Origin of the sequence: Facklamia miroungae, from assembly GCF_012396555.1 — a bacterium.
Classification (GTDB): domain Bacteria; phylum Bacillota; class Bacilli; order Lactobacillales; family Aerococcaceae; genus Facklamia; species Facklamia miroungae.
Genome location: NZ_JAAXPS010000010.1, coordinates 20,549 through 39,904, shown reverse-complemented (window position 1 = coordinate 39,904; position 19,356 = coordinate 20,549). Strand labels below are relative to the sequence as shown.

Below are 19,356 nucleotides of genomic sequence, written 5' to 3'. Positions count from 1 at the left end.
ATTCATTTATAAGATATTCGATGATTACAAAGAAATTATTATGGTAATAAATGCTAATCGAATGATTAATGCAAATGCTAAAAAAAGAGGGGCTATTAATGAAGTTATAATTAAAAATTAGTAATTTATTAATAAAATCTAGTGTTGAAAATTAAAAAATAAGAATAGGCTATTAGTTAATAAGAATTTAATTAACTAATAGCCATTCAATTATACTTTATCATATTAATCAACTAGCATCTGTAAACTCTTCATTCTTTATTTTTCCAGAATTAACATTATCATCTTTAGTAACAAACCTTTTCATAAAGCTAGGTTTCTCAGCTAAAAGTTTATTCCATTCTTTTTCATTTTCTCTTGATATAATTTCAAAGCCATCTCTATTGACCTTATATAAATTAGAGTCAATTTCCAAGCTTTCGTCAAGTTGATTAGGTGTTAAATCTGATTCTTGGTATGGTATTATTCTTTTCACCTTAAGGTATGAATAATTTGGAGGAACACAATTTTCATCAAAGTAAGCAGAACACATAGAAACAAAATCGTTTAATTGCCTACTGTGATAATATTTTGAGTAATAATATGAAATTTTACTATCCTGATTGTCCCGCTGGACAGCTATTCTATTTAGAATTTTTAAATCTACAAGTTTTTTCGCATATTTTCCAAAAGTTTTTCTGTCAATGTGTGCTCTTTCTGCTTGTTTTGCATGAGATTCATAATTAATAACTTGCAAGAGACAATTAAATTTGGAGTAAGGACCTAGAACATCATCGACATAGTTATATTCTTTTTTATATGCGTTAATTCTGGAAGCTATTGTTGCATATGTCGCAAGTAGATAGAATTTTTCGTTATCTTTGAATTGATGACCATCTACTATTGAACTAAAATATGTTTGTCGCATTGAAGAGAAAACATGATTTTCTTCTTCACCATCTTTTCTTCTTTTTATATTACTAATATAAGATAATCTCTTGTCTTGATAAATTTTAATTAAAGAATGCTTTTCTAATTTTTTATTATCCTTCAATTTTTCCCCAGTGATACAATCTACAATAGATATTACCTTGTTCTTTCTTAAATTTTCTACAGACTCGAGAACCCTCTTATAATTTCTAGAAAGATTTCTGAATCCAAACCTTGAAGCAATCATAAATGGAGTTATCTGATGCGTATAAAGAGCAAATGAAGTAAAATCTTTTACATTAAAACTTGATATCACTACTAAAGTAGCAATATCTTCCATACATGTAAAAAGATTATAGTCTTTATTATTAATTATTTTTGATTCTAAAAAACCTTTCTGTCCTATCTCAAAATAATCGGTTCTGGTTGGATTGTCTGACGTAAGTGTATAACTTCTCATGGGAGCTGTAAAATTACTCTCTCTTTCCTTTCTTAACATTTTATTTCGATTTGTTTCTGCCAATTATCCTCTCTCCTTTATTTATTTTTTTAAATTTGTTAATAATATAATTTAGTAAAATTAGTATAATTTTAACTTGAATCCATTTTTTATTTGTGTTATAATAAAATTGGTTATTAATGTATAATTTATAGCAATTATAACATATTTGATGCGATTTGTCAAGTGGAATCGTATTTATTCTTCTTTGTCAAGCTTTACATTAAATTTTCAAACATTAAGATTTAAGTAGATATATAAATAGTAAATAAAAACAGTCCGCTAGAGCTGTTAAACTTATATTTCTATTTCTGGTACTCTTATTAAATAGGGTACTGTAATTTGAGTCCATTTTAAAACAATAGTATGCAGGACTTACTATCTCTTTATTCTAAAATGAAAATAATAAGCATTAAGGAACGTAGGTTGTTCTCTAATGCTTATTATTTTCATTTTACTTTTAAAGGTTATAATTTATAAGATTTTTAATATCTTGATATGAGTTAATTACGTTTCAATTTTTTTACCATTTGCATTAGAGGAGTGTTCTCTGACATATGATTAATTATTTCTTCATCTGTTAATGAATTTAAATACAATTGAGTAGTTTTTAAGTTTGAGTGACCTAGTAATCGACTTATTATATACATATTAGTTCCTGATTTTAATAAATTCTGAGCATAGTAATGTCGGAGACTATGACACGATTTTCTTTTGACTTCTTCTCTCACTCCTACTGAAATTGCTGCTTCTTTTACAACTAGTTCAAGCAATACATTTGAACGAATCATATTTCCAGATTTAGTGAGAAAAAGGAAATCATCTAACTCTCTCTGAACTCGCAAGTTTTTGAAATAATCATATTTAACACGTTTATACTTAATAATCCTTTTTCCTAAGTAAGGAGAAAGCGGTACAATTCTTTCTTTATTCCCTTTGCCGCATACAATTAAATATCCATCTTTCACTCTATTATTTCTTATTCCTCTTAATTCTGATGCCCTTAAACCTGTATCTGCAAACATTTCAATAATAAGTTTATTTCGAACTTTTAAGAAACCTTTCCCACTATAATAGTCTATCATTTTAATTACTTCTTCATCAGAAAATGTGGTTAAAACTAATTTTTCTTCTTTTAGTAGATTGACTTTTAACATAATATTTTCTGATATATATCTTTCTTCATATGCATATTTAAAGAGAACCTTAATAGATTTTAAAATTGTATTGATATAAGAAGTTTTTCTACCTGACTCCTTTAAATATAGAATTACTTCATTCATAGCTACCTTACTTACCTTCTCTACAGAGTATATCTCCTTGTTCTTTAACAAACTAATAACTATCGCTATATTTCTATCATAAGTTTCAATCGTTCTTGGAGAAAGATTCCTTATCTTACAATCTATTAAGAATTCCTCTTTCAAACTTTTTAATTCCACACAAAAAAACCTCCCGTTTATTTTTTAATAAACAAGAGGTTTTCTTAAAACTATTTGTACGTACTTTTAAATAGAAACATAATTAATTTTAGCAATACATACAAAAGCAAGTATCGTATATAAGATTTAAGTTAATATATAACTTCTTATTTAAAATCTTTTAAGTTATAGAAAACTTTCTTGCCATTGTATTGAGCTAATTCACTTAATTCGTCTTCAATACGTAACAATTGATTATATTTAGCAATACGGTCTGTACGTGATAGAGAGCCAGTTTTAATTTGTCCCGCGTTGGTTGCCACCGCGATATCCGCAATGGTTGAGTCTTCTGTTTCACCCGAACGGTGAGATATAACTGCTGTATAACCTGCACGCTTAGCCATTTCGATCGCATCAAAGGTTTCAGTTAAGGTACCAATTTGGTTCACTTTAATCAAGATTGAATTTCCAACACCTTCTTCAATTCCGCGTGAAAGGATTTCGGTATTAGTAACAAATAAATCATCTCCAACTAATTGGACTTTATCACCTAAACGTTCAGTTAATAACTTCCATCCTTCCCAATCATTTTCATCCATACCATCTTCAATTGAAATTATTGGGTATTTATTAACAAGCTCTTCAAGATAGTCAACTTGTTCTTGAGCTGAGCGTTTCTTACCGCCTTCTCCTTCAAACTTCGCATAATCATAAACACCATCAACATAAAATTCTGAAGCGGCACAGTCAAAACCTAAATAGATATCTTGACCTGGCTTATATCCAGCTTTTTCAATTGCTTTAAGAATTGTTTCAACGCCATCTTCAGTTCCTTCAAAACGAGGCGCAAAACCACCCTCATCACCTACTGAAGTTTCTAAACCACGTTCTTTAAGGATTGATTTTAAAGCATGGAAAACTTCTGCTCCCCAACGTAAACCTTCTTTAAAGTTTTCAGCTCCTACAGGTAAAATCATAAACTCTTGGAAAGCAATCGGAGCATCGGAGTGTGAGCCACCGTTGACAATATTCATCATAGGTACAGGTAACTCTTTAGTATTAAAACCACCCAAATATTGGTATAATGGGATATCTAAAAAATCAGCGGCTGCACGTGCAACAGCAATCGATACGCCTAAAATGGCATTAGCGCCTAATTTACCTTTATTTGGTGTCCCATCCATCTCAATCATCATTTGATCAATTGCTTGTTGTTGTAAAACATCAAACCCTAATAAAGCTTCCGCTAAAAAGTGGTTTACATTGTCGACCGCTTGGCTGACACCTTTACCACCATAGCGTGTTTCATCACCATCACGTAATTCTACTGCTTCATGTTCCCCAGTTGATGCCCCTGAAGGTACCATTCCGCGTCCAAAAGCACCACTTTCGGTATAAACTTCTACTTCAATAGTAGGGTTCCCTCTTGAGTCAAGAACTTCGCGTGCGTAAACATCTGTAATATATGGCATTTTATTCGCTCCTTTAGTTTGATTGAAACAGTCATCGTTTCAATCATATTTTATTGTTTTAAATCTATAAATTCAATCAAATCTCATTCATGTTTTATCAAACTCTTACTTGTCATTTCTTTCGGCTGCTCAATTTCAAGAAGTTCTAGCATTGTTGGTGCTAAATCAGATAAGATACCATCTTCTCTGAGTGTAAGGCCCTCTTTAGTCACAATTACTGGAACCGGATTGGTTGTATGAGCCGTCATCGGCTTTCCATCAAGTGTGGTTACTTCATCAGCGTTCCCATGGTCCGCTGTGATAATTGCTGCTCCACCTTTAGCAAGAATCAAGTCAACGATTTGACCTAAACATTCATCAACTGCTTCAATGGCTTTAACTGTAGGATCGAGCATACCGGAATGACCAACCATATCCGGGTTAGCAAAATTAAGAATGATTGCATCGATCGTATCTTCATTAATTTTATCTATCAATGCGTCCTTGACTTCATAAGCTGACATTTCAGGTTTTAAGTCATAAGTAGCTACTTTAGGAGAAGGAATTAAAATACGTTCTTCTCCCGGAAACGTTTCATGACGGCCACCTGACATAAAGAAAGTGACATGAGGAAACTTCTCAGTTTCTGCAATACGTAACTGCGTTTTGCCTGCTTTCGCTATCGCTTCTCCAATCGTATTCACTAAATCAACTTTCTTGAAAGCAATTTCGGCTAGAACATCTTTTGAATATTTAGTAAAGGTTACAAATTGTAAATTTTTTGGTCGAGTGGATGTGTCAAAACCGTCAAAAGCTGGATTACTTATAGCCGTTGATAGTTGAATTGCACGATCGGGGCGGAAATTATAATAAATGACGCTATCGCCTTCTTTAATGTGTCCTTCTGGATCTACCACAAAAGGTTGAACAAATTCATCATATACTTCTTGATCATAAGAAGCCTGAACTCCTGCTTCAGCAGAGGCATATTGAGGTCCTTGACCACTAACTAAAGCATCATAAGCTAATTTAACGCGGTCCCAACGCTTATCACGGTCCATTGCATAGTAACGTCCAGAGACCGTTGCAATTTCACCAATTCCTTTTTCTTTAATAAAACTTTCTGTATCTCTGATAAAACCAATCCCGGATTGAGGCCCAACATCACGTCCATCTAGAAAAGCGTGAATATACACTTTGTTTAAATCCATTTCTTTGGCTAACTCAATTAAACCGAAGAGGTGATTGATATGTGAATGAACACCACCGTTAGAAAGTAAACCCATTAAATGCAGTGCTCCACCATTTTGCTTAGCGTGCTCGATGGCCTTAGTGAGTTCAGGAATCTGTTTTATACTTCCATCTTGAATGGCCTTATTTATTCGTGTCAAGGATTGATAGACTATTCTTCCAGCTCCGATATTCATATGTCCTACTTCAGAATTACCCATTTGACCTTCCGGCAAACCTACATTTTCTCCTTCAGCTTCTATTTGTTGATGGGGAAATTGTTTCCAGTAACGATCAAAGTTGGGTTTATGAGCCGCTTTAACGGCATTCCCATAGGCTTCCTCGCGAATACCAAAACCATCGATAATAATTAAAGCAATAGGTGCTTTTGCCATTAGTTAATCGCCTCCAATAATGATAAGAAAGATTCAGGTTGCAAACTAGCTCCTCCCACTAAAGCTCCGTCAACATCTGGGCAAGCGAGGTACTCTGCAATGTTTTCTGGTTTAACTGATCCGCCATATTGAATACGAACCTGATCAGCTACCTCTTGGTTAAAGTTTTCTGCAACTATATGGCGAATGGTTTTACACATTTTCTGAGCATCATCTTTAGTTGCTGATTTACCTGTTCCAATAGCCCAAATTGGTTCATAAGCAATTACCAATGATTGTACTTGTCCTTCCGTTAATTCATTTAAAGCTGCCGTTATTTGTTGGCCTACAAATTCCTCAGCATTTCCGGCTTCGTAGGTTTCGAGCGTTTCTCCGCAACAAATAATCGGCTTCATTCCATTACGAAAGATAGCATGAGCTTTTTTATTAATCTCTTCATTGCTTTCGTGAAAATACTGGCGACGTTCAGAATGTCCGATAATTACATAATCAACCCCAAGATCTGATAACGTTTTCGGACTGCTTTCGCCCGTAAAAGCCCCTTCATCTTCCCAATAACAATTTTGCGCCGCTACTTGTAAATCAGTTCCCTGTACAGCTTCGGTCATAGCTTCTAAGAAAATAGCAGGAGCTCCGATCACTGCATCGACTAAATCATTTGAAGGGATATCTAACTTGACATCTTCAATAAAAGCCCGCGATTCTTTAGCTGTTTTATTCATTTTCCAGTTTCCAGCAATAATTGGTTTGCGTGACATAGTTTTCTCCTTTTCTAAATTATTTATCATTGATTGAATCCACGCCAGGTAATACTGCCCCTTCAAGATAAGTTAAGGAAGCTCCCCCACCTGTTGAAATATGCGTAAATTTGTCTTCGTAACCTAGTTGACTAACAGCGGCCGCAGAATCTCCACCTCCAACAATCGTTGTTGCATCTTCTAATTGTGCAATAGCCTCACAAACACCTATGGTTCCTTTCGAAAAGTTTTCCATTTCAAAAACACCCATCGGTCCATTCCAAACGACTGTTTTGGCTCCTGCTAGAGTTTCTTTGAATAATTCGACTGTCTCTGGTCCAATATCCATACCCATATAATCAGCAGGAATATCCTCCGAAGTGACGACTTTGGTTTCCGCATCGTTAGCAAATTTTTTAGCCACAACATTGTCAATCGGTAGTACTAATTTGCCGCCTGCTTTCGTCATAATTTCTTTAGCTAACTCAACACGGTCTGGTTCACAAATCGATTGTCCAATTTCAAAACCTTTAGCTTTGAAAAACGTATAAGCCATACCTCCACCAATAAGAATTTTATCCGCTCGGTCTAATAAGTTTTCAATCACCTTAATCTTATCAGAAACCTTGGCACCACCCAAAATAGCTACAAAAGGTCTTTGTGGCTGATCTACTGCTTCGCCTAAAAATTTAACTTCTTTTTCCATTAAGAAACCCACAGCTGATTCTAAGTGAGAAGCAATCCCCACGTTCGAAGCATGGGCACGGTGGGCTGTTCCAAAAGCGTCATTAACAAACAAATCACCTAAACTAGCCCAATACCTACCAAGCTCAGGGTCATTGCCGGATTCTTTTTTACCTTTTACATCTTCAAAGCGCGTATTTTGAACCAATAGTACCTGACCCTTTTGCAAGTCTTTAACCGCTGATTCTAATTTTTCACCACGTGTCTCTTCAACAAAAATAACCATTTGCCCTAATAATTCTGATAAACGATCTGCTACAGGTTTTAAGTTGCGATCTGCTTTATCCAAATCCTCTGCCGATTTGATCTTACCTAGATGTGAAAATAAAACAACCTTGGCTTGATGATCAATTAAATACTTGATTGTATCTAGAGCAGCTACAATTCGATTATCATCTGTAATCTTATCGCCATCCATCGGAACGTTAAAATCGACACGTACTAATACGGTTTTGTTTTCAACGTTTAAGTCTCTAACAGTTTTCTTAGCCATTCTTCTTCCTCCTTATGAAAAAAGCGGAGAAGCGCGTTTGCTTCCCCGCTGGTGTGGGTTTTTCGATTAGTTTAGTTCAACAAAATATTCTAAGGTTGAAATCATGTTTGCTGTAAAGCCGTACTCATTATCATACCATGATGCTGCCATGACGATTTGATCATCGCCTTCCCCCATTACTTTTGTAAGTGTTGCATCAAAGATTGATCCAGCTGGATAACCAATAATATCAGCAGAAACAATTTCATCTTCTTCATAGACAAAAGCATCTGATTCATATTTTTTCATCGCTGCATTGACTTCTTCAGCTGTTACTTCCTTATCTAAGACTGCGTATACCTCAGTTAAAGAGCCAGTAATTGTTGGAACACGTAAAGCTGCACCATCAATCTTGCCATTTAATTCAGGAATTACTTTTCCAATTGCTTTAGCAGCTCCAGTTGAAGCTGGGATAATTGAGAAGGCACCTGCACGGTTTTTACGTCCACCTGGTGAATCTTGCAATTTTTGAGTTGCTGTATAAGCATGGACAGTCACCATTTGGGCAGATTTTAGTCCGAATTCTTTGTGTAAAACATTCACCATCGGAGCTAAACAGTTCGTTGTACATGAAGCTGCTGAAACAATCACATCATCCGCTGTTAAAACTTCGTGATTTACACCGTATACAATTGTTTTCGTTTCAGGCGACTTAGCGGGCGCTGAGATTAAGACACGTTTAGCACCTGCATCGATATGGGCTTGAGCCTTTTCTGCTGAATTGTAAAAACCAGTACATTCTAAGACAAATTCAACCCCTAAATCTTTCCATGGTAATTTTGCTGCATCCGGTTCAGCAAAAGCTTTGATCTCTTTACCATCCACAACAATCACATCACCTTTAGCTTCTACAGAATATGGAAAGCGTCCTTGCGCTGAGTCATATTTTAATAAGTAAGCTAAATCTTCGTTATCTGTTAAATCATTAATTGCTACGACTTCTAAATCGGATCCTTTTTCTAAAATACGACGTAATGCTAAACGTCCAATTCGGCCGAAACCATTGATTGCGATTTTTGTTGACATATTGATAATTTCCCCCTTAGGATATTTTATTTAAATTGGGTAACCCCATTTAAAACAGCTTTAGCGAGACTTTCATCACAGATGAGCCAGGTTTGTTTTGGCATCATCTTGTAGAAAGCTCGGGTAGCAGAAGCTTTTTGTTCACCTGCTACTATGGTTAATAATAACGGAAACTTTATAACATCTTCAAGTTGTAAGCCTAGACGTGGAATAGAAAAAACAATTTTCCCATCAGCATCATAAAAAATACCAAATGCTTCACCCACTGCTTGACCTTCAATAATTTTCTTTTCTTGTTGATCAGTCAATTTTCTTCGATGTGACATAATCTGCGCAGCACCTACACTTAACAAAAGACAGTTAGCTGTTCGGCTTAAATCCAAGGCTTTTTTTATCGCTGGATCTTTAACAATCTCCTGGCTTAATTCATCAGTCAAACGATCTGGAACGTACAAGGGAACATAATCAGCTTGTGTTTCTTGAGCCATTATACCAGCAACCGTATTCGATTGAATATGGAAAGACCCTTCCATTCCGCCACGACTAGGTACGAATGATAAATGTCTATTTTGCGACAATTCTTTGGTAAAATACTGTCCTACATTTGCTAAGGTCGATCCGCCTGTAACAGCCACAACAGCTTCTTGCGGCAATTCTTGACCTAGAATCGTTTGTACCGCTTCAGCTAGCATTTGAAAGACTGTTGGGTCATTTTCGACATTGCCAGCCACTACCCAACAATTTTGAATTTCGAGCTCTTTCGCTAAGAACGCCTCATACTCTGGCAAACGATCCTGACCCATTCTTAATTGCTGAATAAGATGACCTACTCTTTGCCCCTCATCAGTAATCCGAATTCCTGCACGACTAACGTCTACCAGTTCTTGATCGCGTAAAACTTTTAAATTTGTTCTTAAAGTCCGCTCGGATAAATTGATTTGCTCCGCTAAAACCTTACGACCAATTCGTAATTGATGTTTAGATAAAGCCTTTAAGATATTTAGACGAATATCTAACATCTCATCTAATTCAGGCGCAAGTGTACCTAACACATCGATTAAATCCATCCCAAGCCTCCTATTGGTCGTTAAGCGACCTAAAATAACAAAAGAAGAAAAGCTTTTAATTCTTCTATATTGACTATTTTATCACTGTATACTCTAAATTACAATAAATACCCTTTGTTTTGTTGGTCGTATAATGTCCTGATTCGCTCTAAACTGGACCTAAATATATTTATCCGCTATCAAAAACAACAAATTTTTTTGTTAACCAAAAAGAGCAACTCTTATAAAAGACATCGGGTTACTATTAAGAGAAGACATTACCGCTTTTCTTTGCGATAAAACCAATAGGAAGCCATACTCACAACAATTACACCACCAAGCGTAATTACAAGAAAAGCCCATTCTTTAATGGCCGCTGGTAATAGAATTGTTAATATGATTAATGCACCCATTAAAACAAACACTTTACCTGCCAAACGGTGGGTATGATACCACACATGCTCATTCGCTAAGGTCCATGGGGTCCGAATGCCCATAAAATAATTAAATTTTATCTTAGGCATAAAATTACCTAAAATTATGAACAAAATCCCTAGACTACCTTCTATATAGGAAGGAAGTTGGTTAATCCAGTTCAAAATATAAGCTCCCATAACAATTTGAGTAAAAAGAAAGAAGAAATTCGTCGCAAAAATAATCAGATAAAAATGTTTTTCAAAACGCTGAAAATTTTCACGTTTTGGATCGATGTGTTTCAACATTTCTGCTAAAAGATTAAGCCCAATCATTAAACCAGGAAAGAATAAGAGACTTGTTTTGGAACCATATCTATCCACATTCCCCGCTATATCAAAATGCGTAGGAACGGTTTCAGGAGCATTTAAAAAGAAATAACCAGCAAGTATAATTGATATAAGTACAAGTAGCCAATTTTTTAAAATATATTTTGAAAAGCTATTCATCATAAGATCAGACCCCTTCTATTTTTCTAAATTAATTAACCATTGAATAACGCTATCTAAAACTGAAGTATTTAATTCATAATAGATAAATTGACCTTCTCTTTTATCAATTACTAAATCAGCTTGTTTTAAAATCGACAAATGCTTAGAAATTGTTGAACCAGCAGAGTTAAAGTGCCTGACAATCTCTCCAGCAGTTAACGGCCCAGGTCTCAATAGTTCAAGAATTTTCCTTCGATTGGGATCACTCAAAGCTTTAAAAAGCATCTGAAAACTCATTGATGTCACCTCCGACTTAATATTCTTTAATTTAGACATTTAGCTAAATAACTAATTATTATTTTAACATATTCCATCTTTAAAACAAGGATTCAAAAAAGCACTAGCAGATAGCTAGTGCTTTAAAAAATCATTAATTTTTAGTCTTTCTTATTTTTCTTATCTTTACGACTAGACATTACTTCATCCACTAAACCATAAGCTTTTGCTTCTTCAGCCGTCATAAAATTATCTCGGTCAGTATCTTTTTCAATTACTTCAAGTGGTTGGCCAGTCGCTTCACTCAAAATTTCATTTAAACGTGTTCTAGTCTTAAGGATATGACGAGCCGCAATTTCGATTTCAGTGGCTTGGCCTTGCGCTCCCCCTAATGGTTGATGAATCATTACTTCAGCGTTCGGTAAGGCAAAACGTTTGCCTTTGGTTCCTGCAGCTAATAGGACAGATCCCATTGACGCTGCTAGTCCAATCACGATTGTTTGGACGTCCGCTTTAATAAAGTTCATGGTATCATAAATGGCCAACCCAGCCGTAACACTACCACCTGGTGAGTTAATATATAAGTAAATATCTTTTTCAGGATCTTGAGCATCTAAGAATAACAATTGTGCAATAACTGAATTAGCCATGTGATCATCAACTGGACCTGATAACATAATAATTCGATCTTTTAACAAGCGCGAATATATGTCATAAGCGCGTTCTCCGCGTGAAGTTTGTTCTATTACTGTTGGTACTAAATTCATTATATGTCCTTCCTTTAATCAGAGTATTTCAATTTACTTCAATAGTATAACGGATTAGGTCAAGAATGGTCAAGTTTTATGATCTTCTACCTGATCATAAAATCATTCGCTGATTAGATTGGAAAGTAGAGATTTATCAGTATATCAGACCCCTTTGCTTCCAAATAAATTTGACCTCTTAATTTCTCAACAACTATTTTGATTATATTTAAGCCTAAGCCCGTATTTTGTTTTGTCCTCGACTGGTTGTTTTTAGGTTGATAGAAGCGATTCAACCAAGTATTAGGATCTTCATTAATTGGTTGTGAAAGTCGATTACAATAAATGATTCTAACGACATTTGCATTATCTGGTAAAACTTCTCGTTTTGTTTGATTAATTAAATCTTCTTGCTTAAGACTTGTTAATTCTTCCTCAACTTTATGGCCCGTCAATTTTATTTTTAAGTAATCCTTGCCATGATCTAACACATTTTTTACTAAATTATCTAGCGCGTGGTTCAACAGTCTGACATCCGATGTAATTAAAAAACCACCGTCCGATAAGTCCAGTTCAACTTCGATATTAGCCGTTTTTAACTGATCATAGAAAGACAAAACATGCTGAGTAATGATTTCATTTAAATTCAAGATTTCATTCTTGTATTCAAACTCTGTGTCTTGCAACCTCTCTAATAAGAAAAGCCGATCCAACAAATTTTTTAAATGATCGATTCTTTGATAGATAATCTGAAAATAGCGCCGCTTGTCATTCTCATCATCGCTTGTTTCCATTAATTGAAGATAACCCATAAGTGAGGTCAAAGGTGTCCTCACATCATGGGAAAGATTAATCATTAATTCTTGCTTTGAACGTTGCTCAATTTGCAATTCTCTATATATATTTCTTTCTTTAATTAATGCCAAATTTATCCTTTTAACAAGTTCATTCATTTCTGATGAAAAAATCTCTTGTGTCAACAATTGATTCGTAGGGGATTTACTGATAGCCTTTAATTGCTTCGTCAAATCAAACACTTGACGCCGATAGTAATAATGATAGCAAATTATAGCTAGAATTATCAAAATCAATAACAAATATATCATTGACGGTCCCTACTTTCTATGCTCTAATGTTCAAACTTAAAGTCTATTCGATAAATATACCACCTATTCAAGAGATAAAGTACCAATAGGTATATAACACCCATACTTACCACTGACATGGCTTGCTCTGCATAATTTGGACCCATTGACATTAGCTTAATAGAGAATAATTGTTTTGTAAGATCCAAACCAACAATATCCCCTATAAATCCAATGATTTGATTGTGAAAACCTGCTCCCATTAGGCAAGCTAAGACAATGATTGCCACTTTACTTTGTAGCAATAAACTTAAGGTTACTGTCACCGACATAATAATAAGGTACATAAGAGCTTGTGGCAATAGTAAAGCTAAATGATCTTGCCAATGAATAGGAAACTCTATTTGACCTGTCACACCGGCCATTAGGACTGAAAAAGCAATACAAACAACTTGAAATATGAAGAATATTAACAAGGCGACAAATAGTTTAGAAGTCACCCATTTCCATTTCGCTCCTTTAATAGCTAACATATTTTTTAAATAACCAGAAGAAAAATCACTTTCAATAAAAACAGCTGAAAGTATATAAACAAAAAGAAGGCTCAAGCTGTAATTAGCAATTAAACTATCGGAAAAACGATAGGCTTTTTTTTCTTCTTGAATACTTGTTTCGTACTCTTCCTCTGTTAAAATTTCTCCTTCTTGCATCGATTTTATTTCTAACTTAAAATTACCTTCTTCATTGCTTTCTTTCGAAGCCATTGATAGCTGATAGTCCTCGTAAGATTTGTGTGTTGTTACATAGCCGCCATAAGTTAATAAAGAGAATATCAACGATAGGATCAATAGCGTAATCCAAGTAGCGTTCATGTGCAACAACTTATAGGAATCAAAGCGAATAAAATTAACCATTATTGTGACCTCCTGTTAAGCGGATAAAGTAATCTTCTAAGCTCGCTCGTTCAACTACCAATTGTTCAAAAAGAATGCCTGAGCGAATTAATTCATGACTAATTAATGACGGATTATCTAAGTGTTCATATACACGCAGTTCTGAATCGCTCACTTGCTTCATTTGATGAAGATCAAATTTTTCTTGTAAATGTGCCATTATTTGGGCCTGATTGCCACCCTTAATCCGAATAAAATCTTGATTAATCTGATTTAATTCCTCCATATCTGCCTCTTTTAATAAGGTGCCTTCATTAATAATACCAATTCGAGTCGTGAGTTTCGCCAATTCACCCAAAATATGACTAGATATCACAACCGTAATATGACGTTCGCTATTCAATTTAAGAATCGTCTCGCGGAACTCACTAATACCTTGCGGATCCATTCCATTGGTAGGTTCATCTAACAACAAAATATCCGGATCTCCTACTAAAGCTAAAGCAAGACCTAATCGCTGTTTCATGCCCAATGAAAATTTTTTTACTTTCTTTTTCTTAACTTGACTAATGGGTAAACCTACTAAATTCAATAATTCTTCTATATAATTTGCACGACGAATTCCATACAATTTACATTTTAGTTCAAGGTTCTGCCCAGCTGTGAGTCCCATATAAAGTCCTGGCGCCTCAATTAAAGTGCCAATTCTTACTTGAAAATGGTCATTTTTAGCCATTTCTTGGTCTTGAATCCAAACCTTTCCACTAGTCGGTAGAATCTGACGATTAATGATCTTCATTAAGGTTGTTTTACCAGCTCCATTACGACCAATCAGACCATAGATATCACCCGATTGAACATTCATACTGACATTATTCAATGCAAACTGATTCTTATAAGCTTTACATAAATTTTCACTTTTAAGAATGCTTTCCATCTTCTTCCCTCCTTTGTTATCTATATTATAGCCTCCTTCAAAAATAAAATGGCAAAGGAAAAACAAAGAAAGTACTAAGAAAAGGTTAAGATACAAACATAAAAGAAAATAAAATAAATTGATATATTCAATACAATTTAACTATTTTTTATTTTCCAGCGAAATCAAACGGAAACCAATTCCCCAAACCGTTTCAATCCAAGGTCTTTTACTTATTTGATTTAATTTCTTGCGTAAATTTGACATATGAACAGTTAACGTCTTATCATCCGCCAAATAGTCTGCTCCCCAAGCATATTCATAAATTTCAAACTTTGAAAAAACCTTCTTTGGTTGACTTAATAATAATTCTAAGATCCTTCTTTCTTGAGGCGTTAAATTTAATTCCTGCCCTTGATAATTAATTGCTCGGGTCTCAAAATCAATCATTAACCCTTCGAAATTCAATCTCTTATCCGATGTTTTTTCCTCTAAACTAGTTTGATGGCGTTTAAGACATACTTGAATACGCGCTTTTAATTCTTTAAGATCAAACGGCTTCACCAAGTAGTCATCTGCTCCAGCTTGTAAAAGTTCTACCTTGTCATCAACTTGTTCCTTAGCTGAAATAACAATCACCGGAATGGATTTTTCCCCACGAATTATTTTAAGTAGGTCTAAACCTGATAACCCAGGTAACATTAAATCTAATAATATGAGATCAAAATTTGATAGCTCGAATAAAAGTTGACCTTCGCTCCCTGAATAAGCAGGAGTCACTAAGTATCCTTCCTTCGTCAAAGCTTCTAATAACATATTATTAATCTGTAAATCATCTTCAACAACTAAAATCGATACCATAAGCCTACCTCCTTCTTAAATAGTATATCAAAAAACTAAAATGTTGGTCTTATAATGTATAGCTAATTCTTTTATCCATATACGAGAAAGATATATTTCGAAAGATCATCCAAATTAAAAATACATTCCATATAAACTGAAAAGTTATATTAAAAAAAGCTTAACTTGATTTAAAAAACAAGTTAAGCTTTTTTTGATGAAAGAATGAAATTTCAAGGACATTTTAAACGCTATTTATTTATCTTTCGTATTATAACGAGACTAATTAAAACTAACAGCTTTTATTAATTTTTTTACTATATTCAGGTACCATTCCTTTAAACAAAATTATCTTTCTTGCTTACACTTCTTTGATATAAACCTAGTCCACCAAGCAATGTTAAAACAGATGCTGAAAAAATTAAATATGGATCGTTTTCACCTGTCTTAGGCAAAGATGTACTAAGAATAGCTGATTTCGTAACCTTTGTGCTTTCATCACCATTTTTCACACCATCATTAGGGCTACTGTCGGCGGGAGTACCCTCACTCGGAGTGCTGTCGTCTGGCGTCTCTTCATCCGGAGTGCCATCATCTGGCATCTCTTCATCCGGAGTACCGTCATCTGGCGTCTCTTCATCCGGAGTACCGTCATCTGGCATCTCTTCATCCGGAGTACCGTCATCTGGCGTCTCTTCATCCGGAGTGCCGTCATCTGGCGTCTCTTCATCCGGAGTGCCGTCATCTGGCATCTCTTCATCCGGAGTGCCGTCATCTGGCATCTCTTCATCCGGAGTGCCATCATCCGGAGTGCTGTCGTCTGGCGTCTCTTCATCCGGAGTGCCATCATCCGGAGTGCTGTCGTCTGGCGTCTCTTCATCCGGAGTGCCATCATCCGGAGTGCTGTCGTCTGGCGTCTCTTCATCCGGAGTGCCGTCATCTGGCATCTCTTCATCCGGAGTACCGTCATCTGGCGTCTCTTCATCCGGAGTGCCATCATCTGGCGTCTCTTCATCCGGAGTACCGTCATCTGGCGTCTCGTCGTCAAGATTAATTAAAATATTTTCTTCCTTAAATCCTAATTCCACCATTTTATTTTTGATGTTATCTGAAGCAACTTCTATTTTAACAGTACCTTTTATATTATCCGAAAGGTTAAAACTATCCTCTGCAAAAGTGGCATTTTTCGCCTTAATTATAATTTTTTTCAATGATCCAAGAGGACCAGCAATAGTACTATTTGAAAATTCTTTGACTCCTTCTCCAAAAATAATAGTTGTTAAAGAATCTAAGCCATAAAAAGGATTCCTTCCTAAACTATTTAACGATTTTGGTAATTCAACGCTCTCTAAAGATGGCATATAATAAAAGGCCAACCTGCCAATTTCTTCAAGTCCCTCATTTAGTTTAATTTTTTCTAACTTATCTGCATTTTTAAACGCAAAATCTCCTATTCTTTTAACATTTTTCCCGAATATTAACTCTTTAAGATTATCATTATTGTCAAAAGCATAATCGGCTATAGACATTACTTTTTCAGGAATCTCATAGTTTCTTTCTACTTTACTTGACGGATATTTTATAAGATTTTTTTCATCTTTATCAAACAAAATTCCATCTATATCTTTAAAATTATTATTTGATGAACTCACCCTTATTTCTTCTAAATCAGAAGTTGTTATAAAAGCTTCTTCTCCTATTGAGGTAACCCCTTTAGGAATGTAAAGTCGCTTCAATTTTTTGTTTGAAGAGAAGGCGCTCTTACCAATAGTCTTTAAATTAGAAGCTTCTCCAATTTCTAAATCTGTTAGATTCTCATTAAATGAAAAAGCTTTATCTCCGATTGTTTCAACAGAATCCGGAATTTTTATATGTTTTAGATTTGAGAAATAAAAAGCTTCTTTTCCTATATGCTTTAAGTTAGACTTTGGCAAAAACTCAACATTTCTGACGGTTTCAGCTGAAAAAAATGCTCGATCTTGGATCTTCAAGATTGAGTTGGGTATGATAACCTTTGAAACATTCGGACCCATTCTCTGACCAGATACTTCTTCAATTACACTATAGAATGCATTGCTAGCAATTTCCGTTACTGTAAATGTACCTTTTTCATTTTGAATAACATCAGAAATTCTTAAGGTATCATCATTCCATATGAGACTTTTTTCACCATCACCTAATTGAACAGTTCCTACTCCGTCTTTATATGATAAGATTTTATAAACTAGATTCTGGTTATCTGTAATAATACTTCCTAGGATTTGAGCGTTTTGATCATTCACGTAGGTTGATTTTAAATTCTCTTTCGAAAGATTAGTGTCAGTTTCTGAATAACTCTCCAAACTATTATCAGATTCTCTTGAGGTCGTAGGCGCAAGTATTTCTGACGACTTATTACCTTCAAACTCTGTTTCTTTATCTTTAGAAACATTTATTGGTTTTTTAAGACCAGAATCTAATAATTTTTCTCGGTCTTCATTATTGATAATACTATCCTTATTTTCATTTTTTATATCGTTTTTATCAGAGCTTTTGTTTAAATCGTCTTGATTTTTTTCGTCAAGAGTCTCTATTTGATGTCCCTCTGAAACCAGAACATCTTTTAACTCGCTTCTTACAGTATCGCTTTCAGATGAAGCAACTTTATTATGTATATTCTCTATAGATACCTCTATATTACTTTCATCTTCAGCAAATATCGCAGACTGCGAAACCAAAACAAAACTACTTATTGTTAACATGCTACCGATTAAGAATTTATTTTTATTCATAAATTTCCTCCAAAATCTATATTTTAGGTTAACCTAAATAAATAATTAGGTAAAACTAAAGATAGCATTCCTATTAAATTTTGTCAACGAGTGAATGATAAGTTCTCTCAAATTTATAACCTGATCCTGAGCTTTAGGCTAATTTGTGCTCTCTAAAAAGATTCTTTCCATAAATGTTTTATAACTTTATGGAAAGAATCTTTTTTAAACATCTAACTACCACAAAAATTATATACTCTTATAACATTGTTGGGTTTATAACTGTCACACCATTTATATTTTATCCATAATCAAGCTTTAGCAAACGGAATATCTCTATTTTGTTAAAGCAAGTACCATTTTGCTACTGAAATATTATCTTATTTTTTACTCTATCAATATTTCTATTCATAAACTATCAGACTATTTTGAGGATTACACTAATTTCTTTTAGCAACAGTGACACACTTTGCTTTTCTAATTTAATTTTTTTTAATAAGCAATAAATTAGTGTTCCAATAACACACAATTTTTCTTGCTTATTAGAAACGTCTACATAAGTCTCACCCTCTGAAAATCGAGGATATGTTATCATGATATTCATTGACTCATATTTGATTATCAAAAGTTAACTACCCATTTCGAGATCCATTGTCTCTTTATTCAAGCCTGATTCGAAACGAATATGTTCATTCTAATATCCATTCTAAGTAACTGGATAATGGAATCCTTTTGCTCCATCACGAATAGTTGTATATGGGGCTTTTTGAGAATAATCACCAGTTTCTGAGAGATCCTAATAATAATGGGTTGTATTTATATCTAACTCTTCAGCGATCGCTTTATATAGATATTCAATAACATCATCTAAGGTCATTGGGCCTTTAGCCTCCTGATGTCAATTTTGACCCAGAAAGTTTCTTATCCGTTTAATAACCGTTAACTTTTGGTTCTC

At 34.5% G+C, this 19,356-nt stretch carries 16 protein-coding genes; all 16 read right to left on the bottom strand.

The features are described 5' to 3' along the window. Window positions 1-229: 229 nt before the first annotated feature. Window positions 230-1,432, bottom strand: coding sequence for a hypothetical protein (locus HF969_RS08435; protein WP_090290318.1), 1,203 nt, complete (start codon window positions 1,430-1,432; stop codon window positions 230-232). A gap of 479 nt (window positions 1,433-1,911) precedes the next feature. Then, window positions 1,912-2,850, bottom strand: coding sequence for a tyrosine-type recombinase/integrase (locus HF969_RS08430; RefSeq protein ID WP_090290319.1), 939 nt, complete (start codon window positions 2,848-2,850; stop codon window positions 1,912-1,914). Window positions 2,851-2,996: 146 nt separating this feature from the next. After that, entirely contained in the window at window positions 2,997-4,301 is a 1,305-nt protein-coding gene (gene eno / locus HF969_RS08425) for a phosphopyruvate hydratase (RefSeq protein ID WP_090290320.1), read from the bottom strand. 83 nt (window positions 4,302-4,384) lie between these two features. After that, window positions 4,385-5,905, bottom strand: a complete 1,521-nt coding sequence (gpmI, locus tag HF969_RS08420) for a 2,3-bisphosphoglycerate-independent phosphoglycerate mutase (RefSeq protein ID WP_090290321.1) — start codon at window positions 5,903-5,905, stop codon at window positions 4,385-4,387. Continuing rightward, window positions 5,905-6,663, bottom strand: coding sequence for a triose-phosphate isomerase (gene tpiA, locus HF969_RS08415; protein ID WP_090290322.1), 759 nt, complete (start codon window positions 6,661-6,663; stop codon window positions 5,905-5,907). The genes gpmI and tpiA overlap by 1 nt, the downstream gene beginning before the upstream one ends. A gap of 19 nt (window positions 6,664-6,682) precedes the next feature. After that, window positions 6,683-7,879, bottom strand: a complete 1,197-nt coding sequence (locus HF969_RS08410) for a phosphoglycerate kinase (protein ID WP_090290323.1) — start codon at window positions 7,877-7,879, stop codon at window positions 6,683-6,685. A gap of 66 nt (window positions 7,880-7,945) precedes the next feature. Then, window positions 7,946-8,944, bottom strand: coding sequence for a type I glyceraldehyde-3-phosphate dehydrogenase (gap, locus tag HF969_RS08405; protein ID WP_090290324.1), 999 nt, complete (start codon window positions 8,942-8,944; stop codon window positions 7,946-7,948). A 26-nt stretch (window positions 8,945-8,970) separates the two neighbouring features. Continuing rightward, window positions 8,971-10,011 carry a sugar-binding transcriptional regulator gene (locus tag HF969_RS08400; RefSeq protein ID WP_090290325.1) on the bottom strand — a complete coding sequence of 347 codons (1,041 nt, stop codon included), beginning with the start codon at window positions 10,009-10,011 and terminating at the stop codon, window positions 8,971-8,973. Between the two features lie 257 nt (window positions 10,012-10,268). Beyond that, the gene (locus HF969_RS08395) at window positions 10,269-10,916 is read right to left on the bottom strand and encodes an SdpI family protein (RefSeq protein WP_090290326.1); all 648 of its coding nucleotides are present in this window, start codon (window positions 10,914-10,916) and stop codon (window positions 10,269-10,271) included. A 15-nt stretch (window positions 10,917-10,931) separates the two neighbouring features. Next, entirely contained in the window at window positions 10,932-11,192 is a 261-nt protein-coding gene (locus HF969_RS08390; RefSeq protein ID WP_090290327.1) for an autorepressor SdpR family transcription factor, read from the bottom strand. A 140-nt stretch (window positions 11,193-11,332) separates the two neighbouring features. Continuing rightward, a complete protein-coding gene (gene clpP / locus HF969_RS08385; RefSeq protein ID WP_090290328.1) occupies window positions 11,333-11,938 on the bottom strand; it encodes an ATP-dependent Clp endopeptidase proteolytic subunit ClpP in 606 nt (201 codons plus the stop codon). 113 nt (window positions 11,939-12,051) lie between these two features. Further along, a complete protein-coding gene (locus HF969_RS08380; RefSeq protein WP_090290329.1) occupies window positions 12,052-13,023 on the bottom strand; it encodes a sensor histidine kinase in 972 nt (323 codons plus the stop codon). 23 nt (window positions 13,024-13,046) lie between these two features. Then, on the bottom strand, window positions 13,047-13,916 hold the full coding sequence (locus HF969_RS08375) for an ABC-2 family transporter permease (RefSeq protein ID WP_090290330.1): 870 nt from the start codon (window positions 13,914-13,916) through the stop codon (window positions 13,047-13,049). Beyond that, window positions 13,909-14,832 (bottom strand): ATP-binding cassette domain-containing protein, encoded by a 924-nt coding sequence (locus HF969_RS08370; RefSeq protein ID WP_090290331.1) that lies wholly within the window; start codon window positions 14,830-14,832, stop codon window positions 13,909-13,911. The genes HF969_RS08375 and HF969_RS08370 overlap by 8 nt, the downstream gene beginning before the upstream one ends. Window positions 14,833-14,973: 141 nt before the next feature. Further along, complete coding sequence (locus tag HF969_RS08365; protein WP_090290332.1) at window positions 14,974-15,672, bottom strand: response regulator transcription factor; 699 nt, start codon at window positions 15,670-15,672, stop codon at window positions 14,974-14,976. A gap of 317 nt (window positions 15,673-15,989) precedes the next feature. Then, window positions 15,990-18,422, bottom strand: coding sequence for a leucine-rich repeat protein (locus tag HF969_RS08360; RefSeq protein ID WP_090290333.1), 2,433 nt, complete (start codon window positions 18,420-18,422; stop codon window positions 15,990-15,992). Window positions 18,423-19,356: the final 934 nt, after the last annotated feature.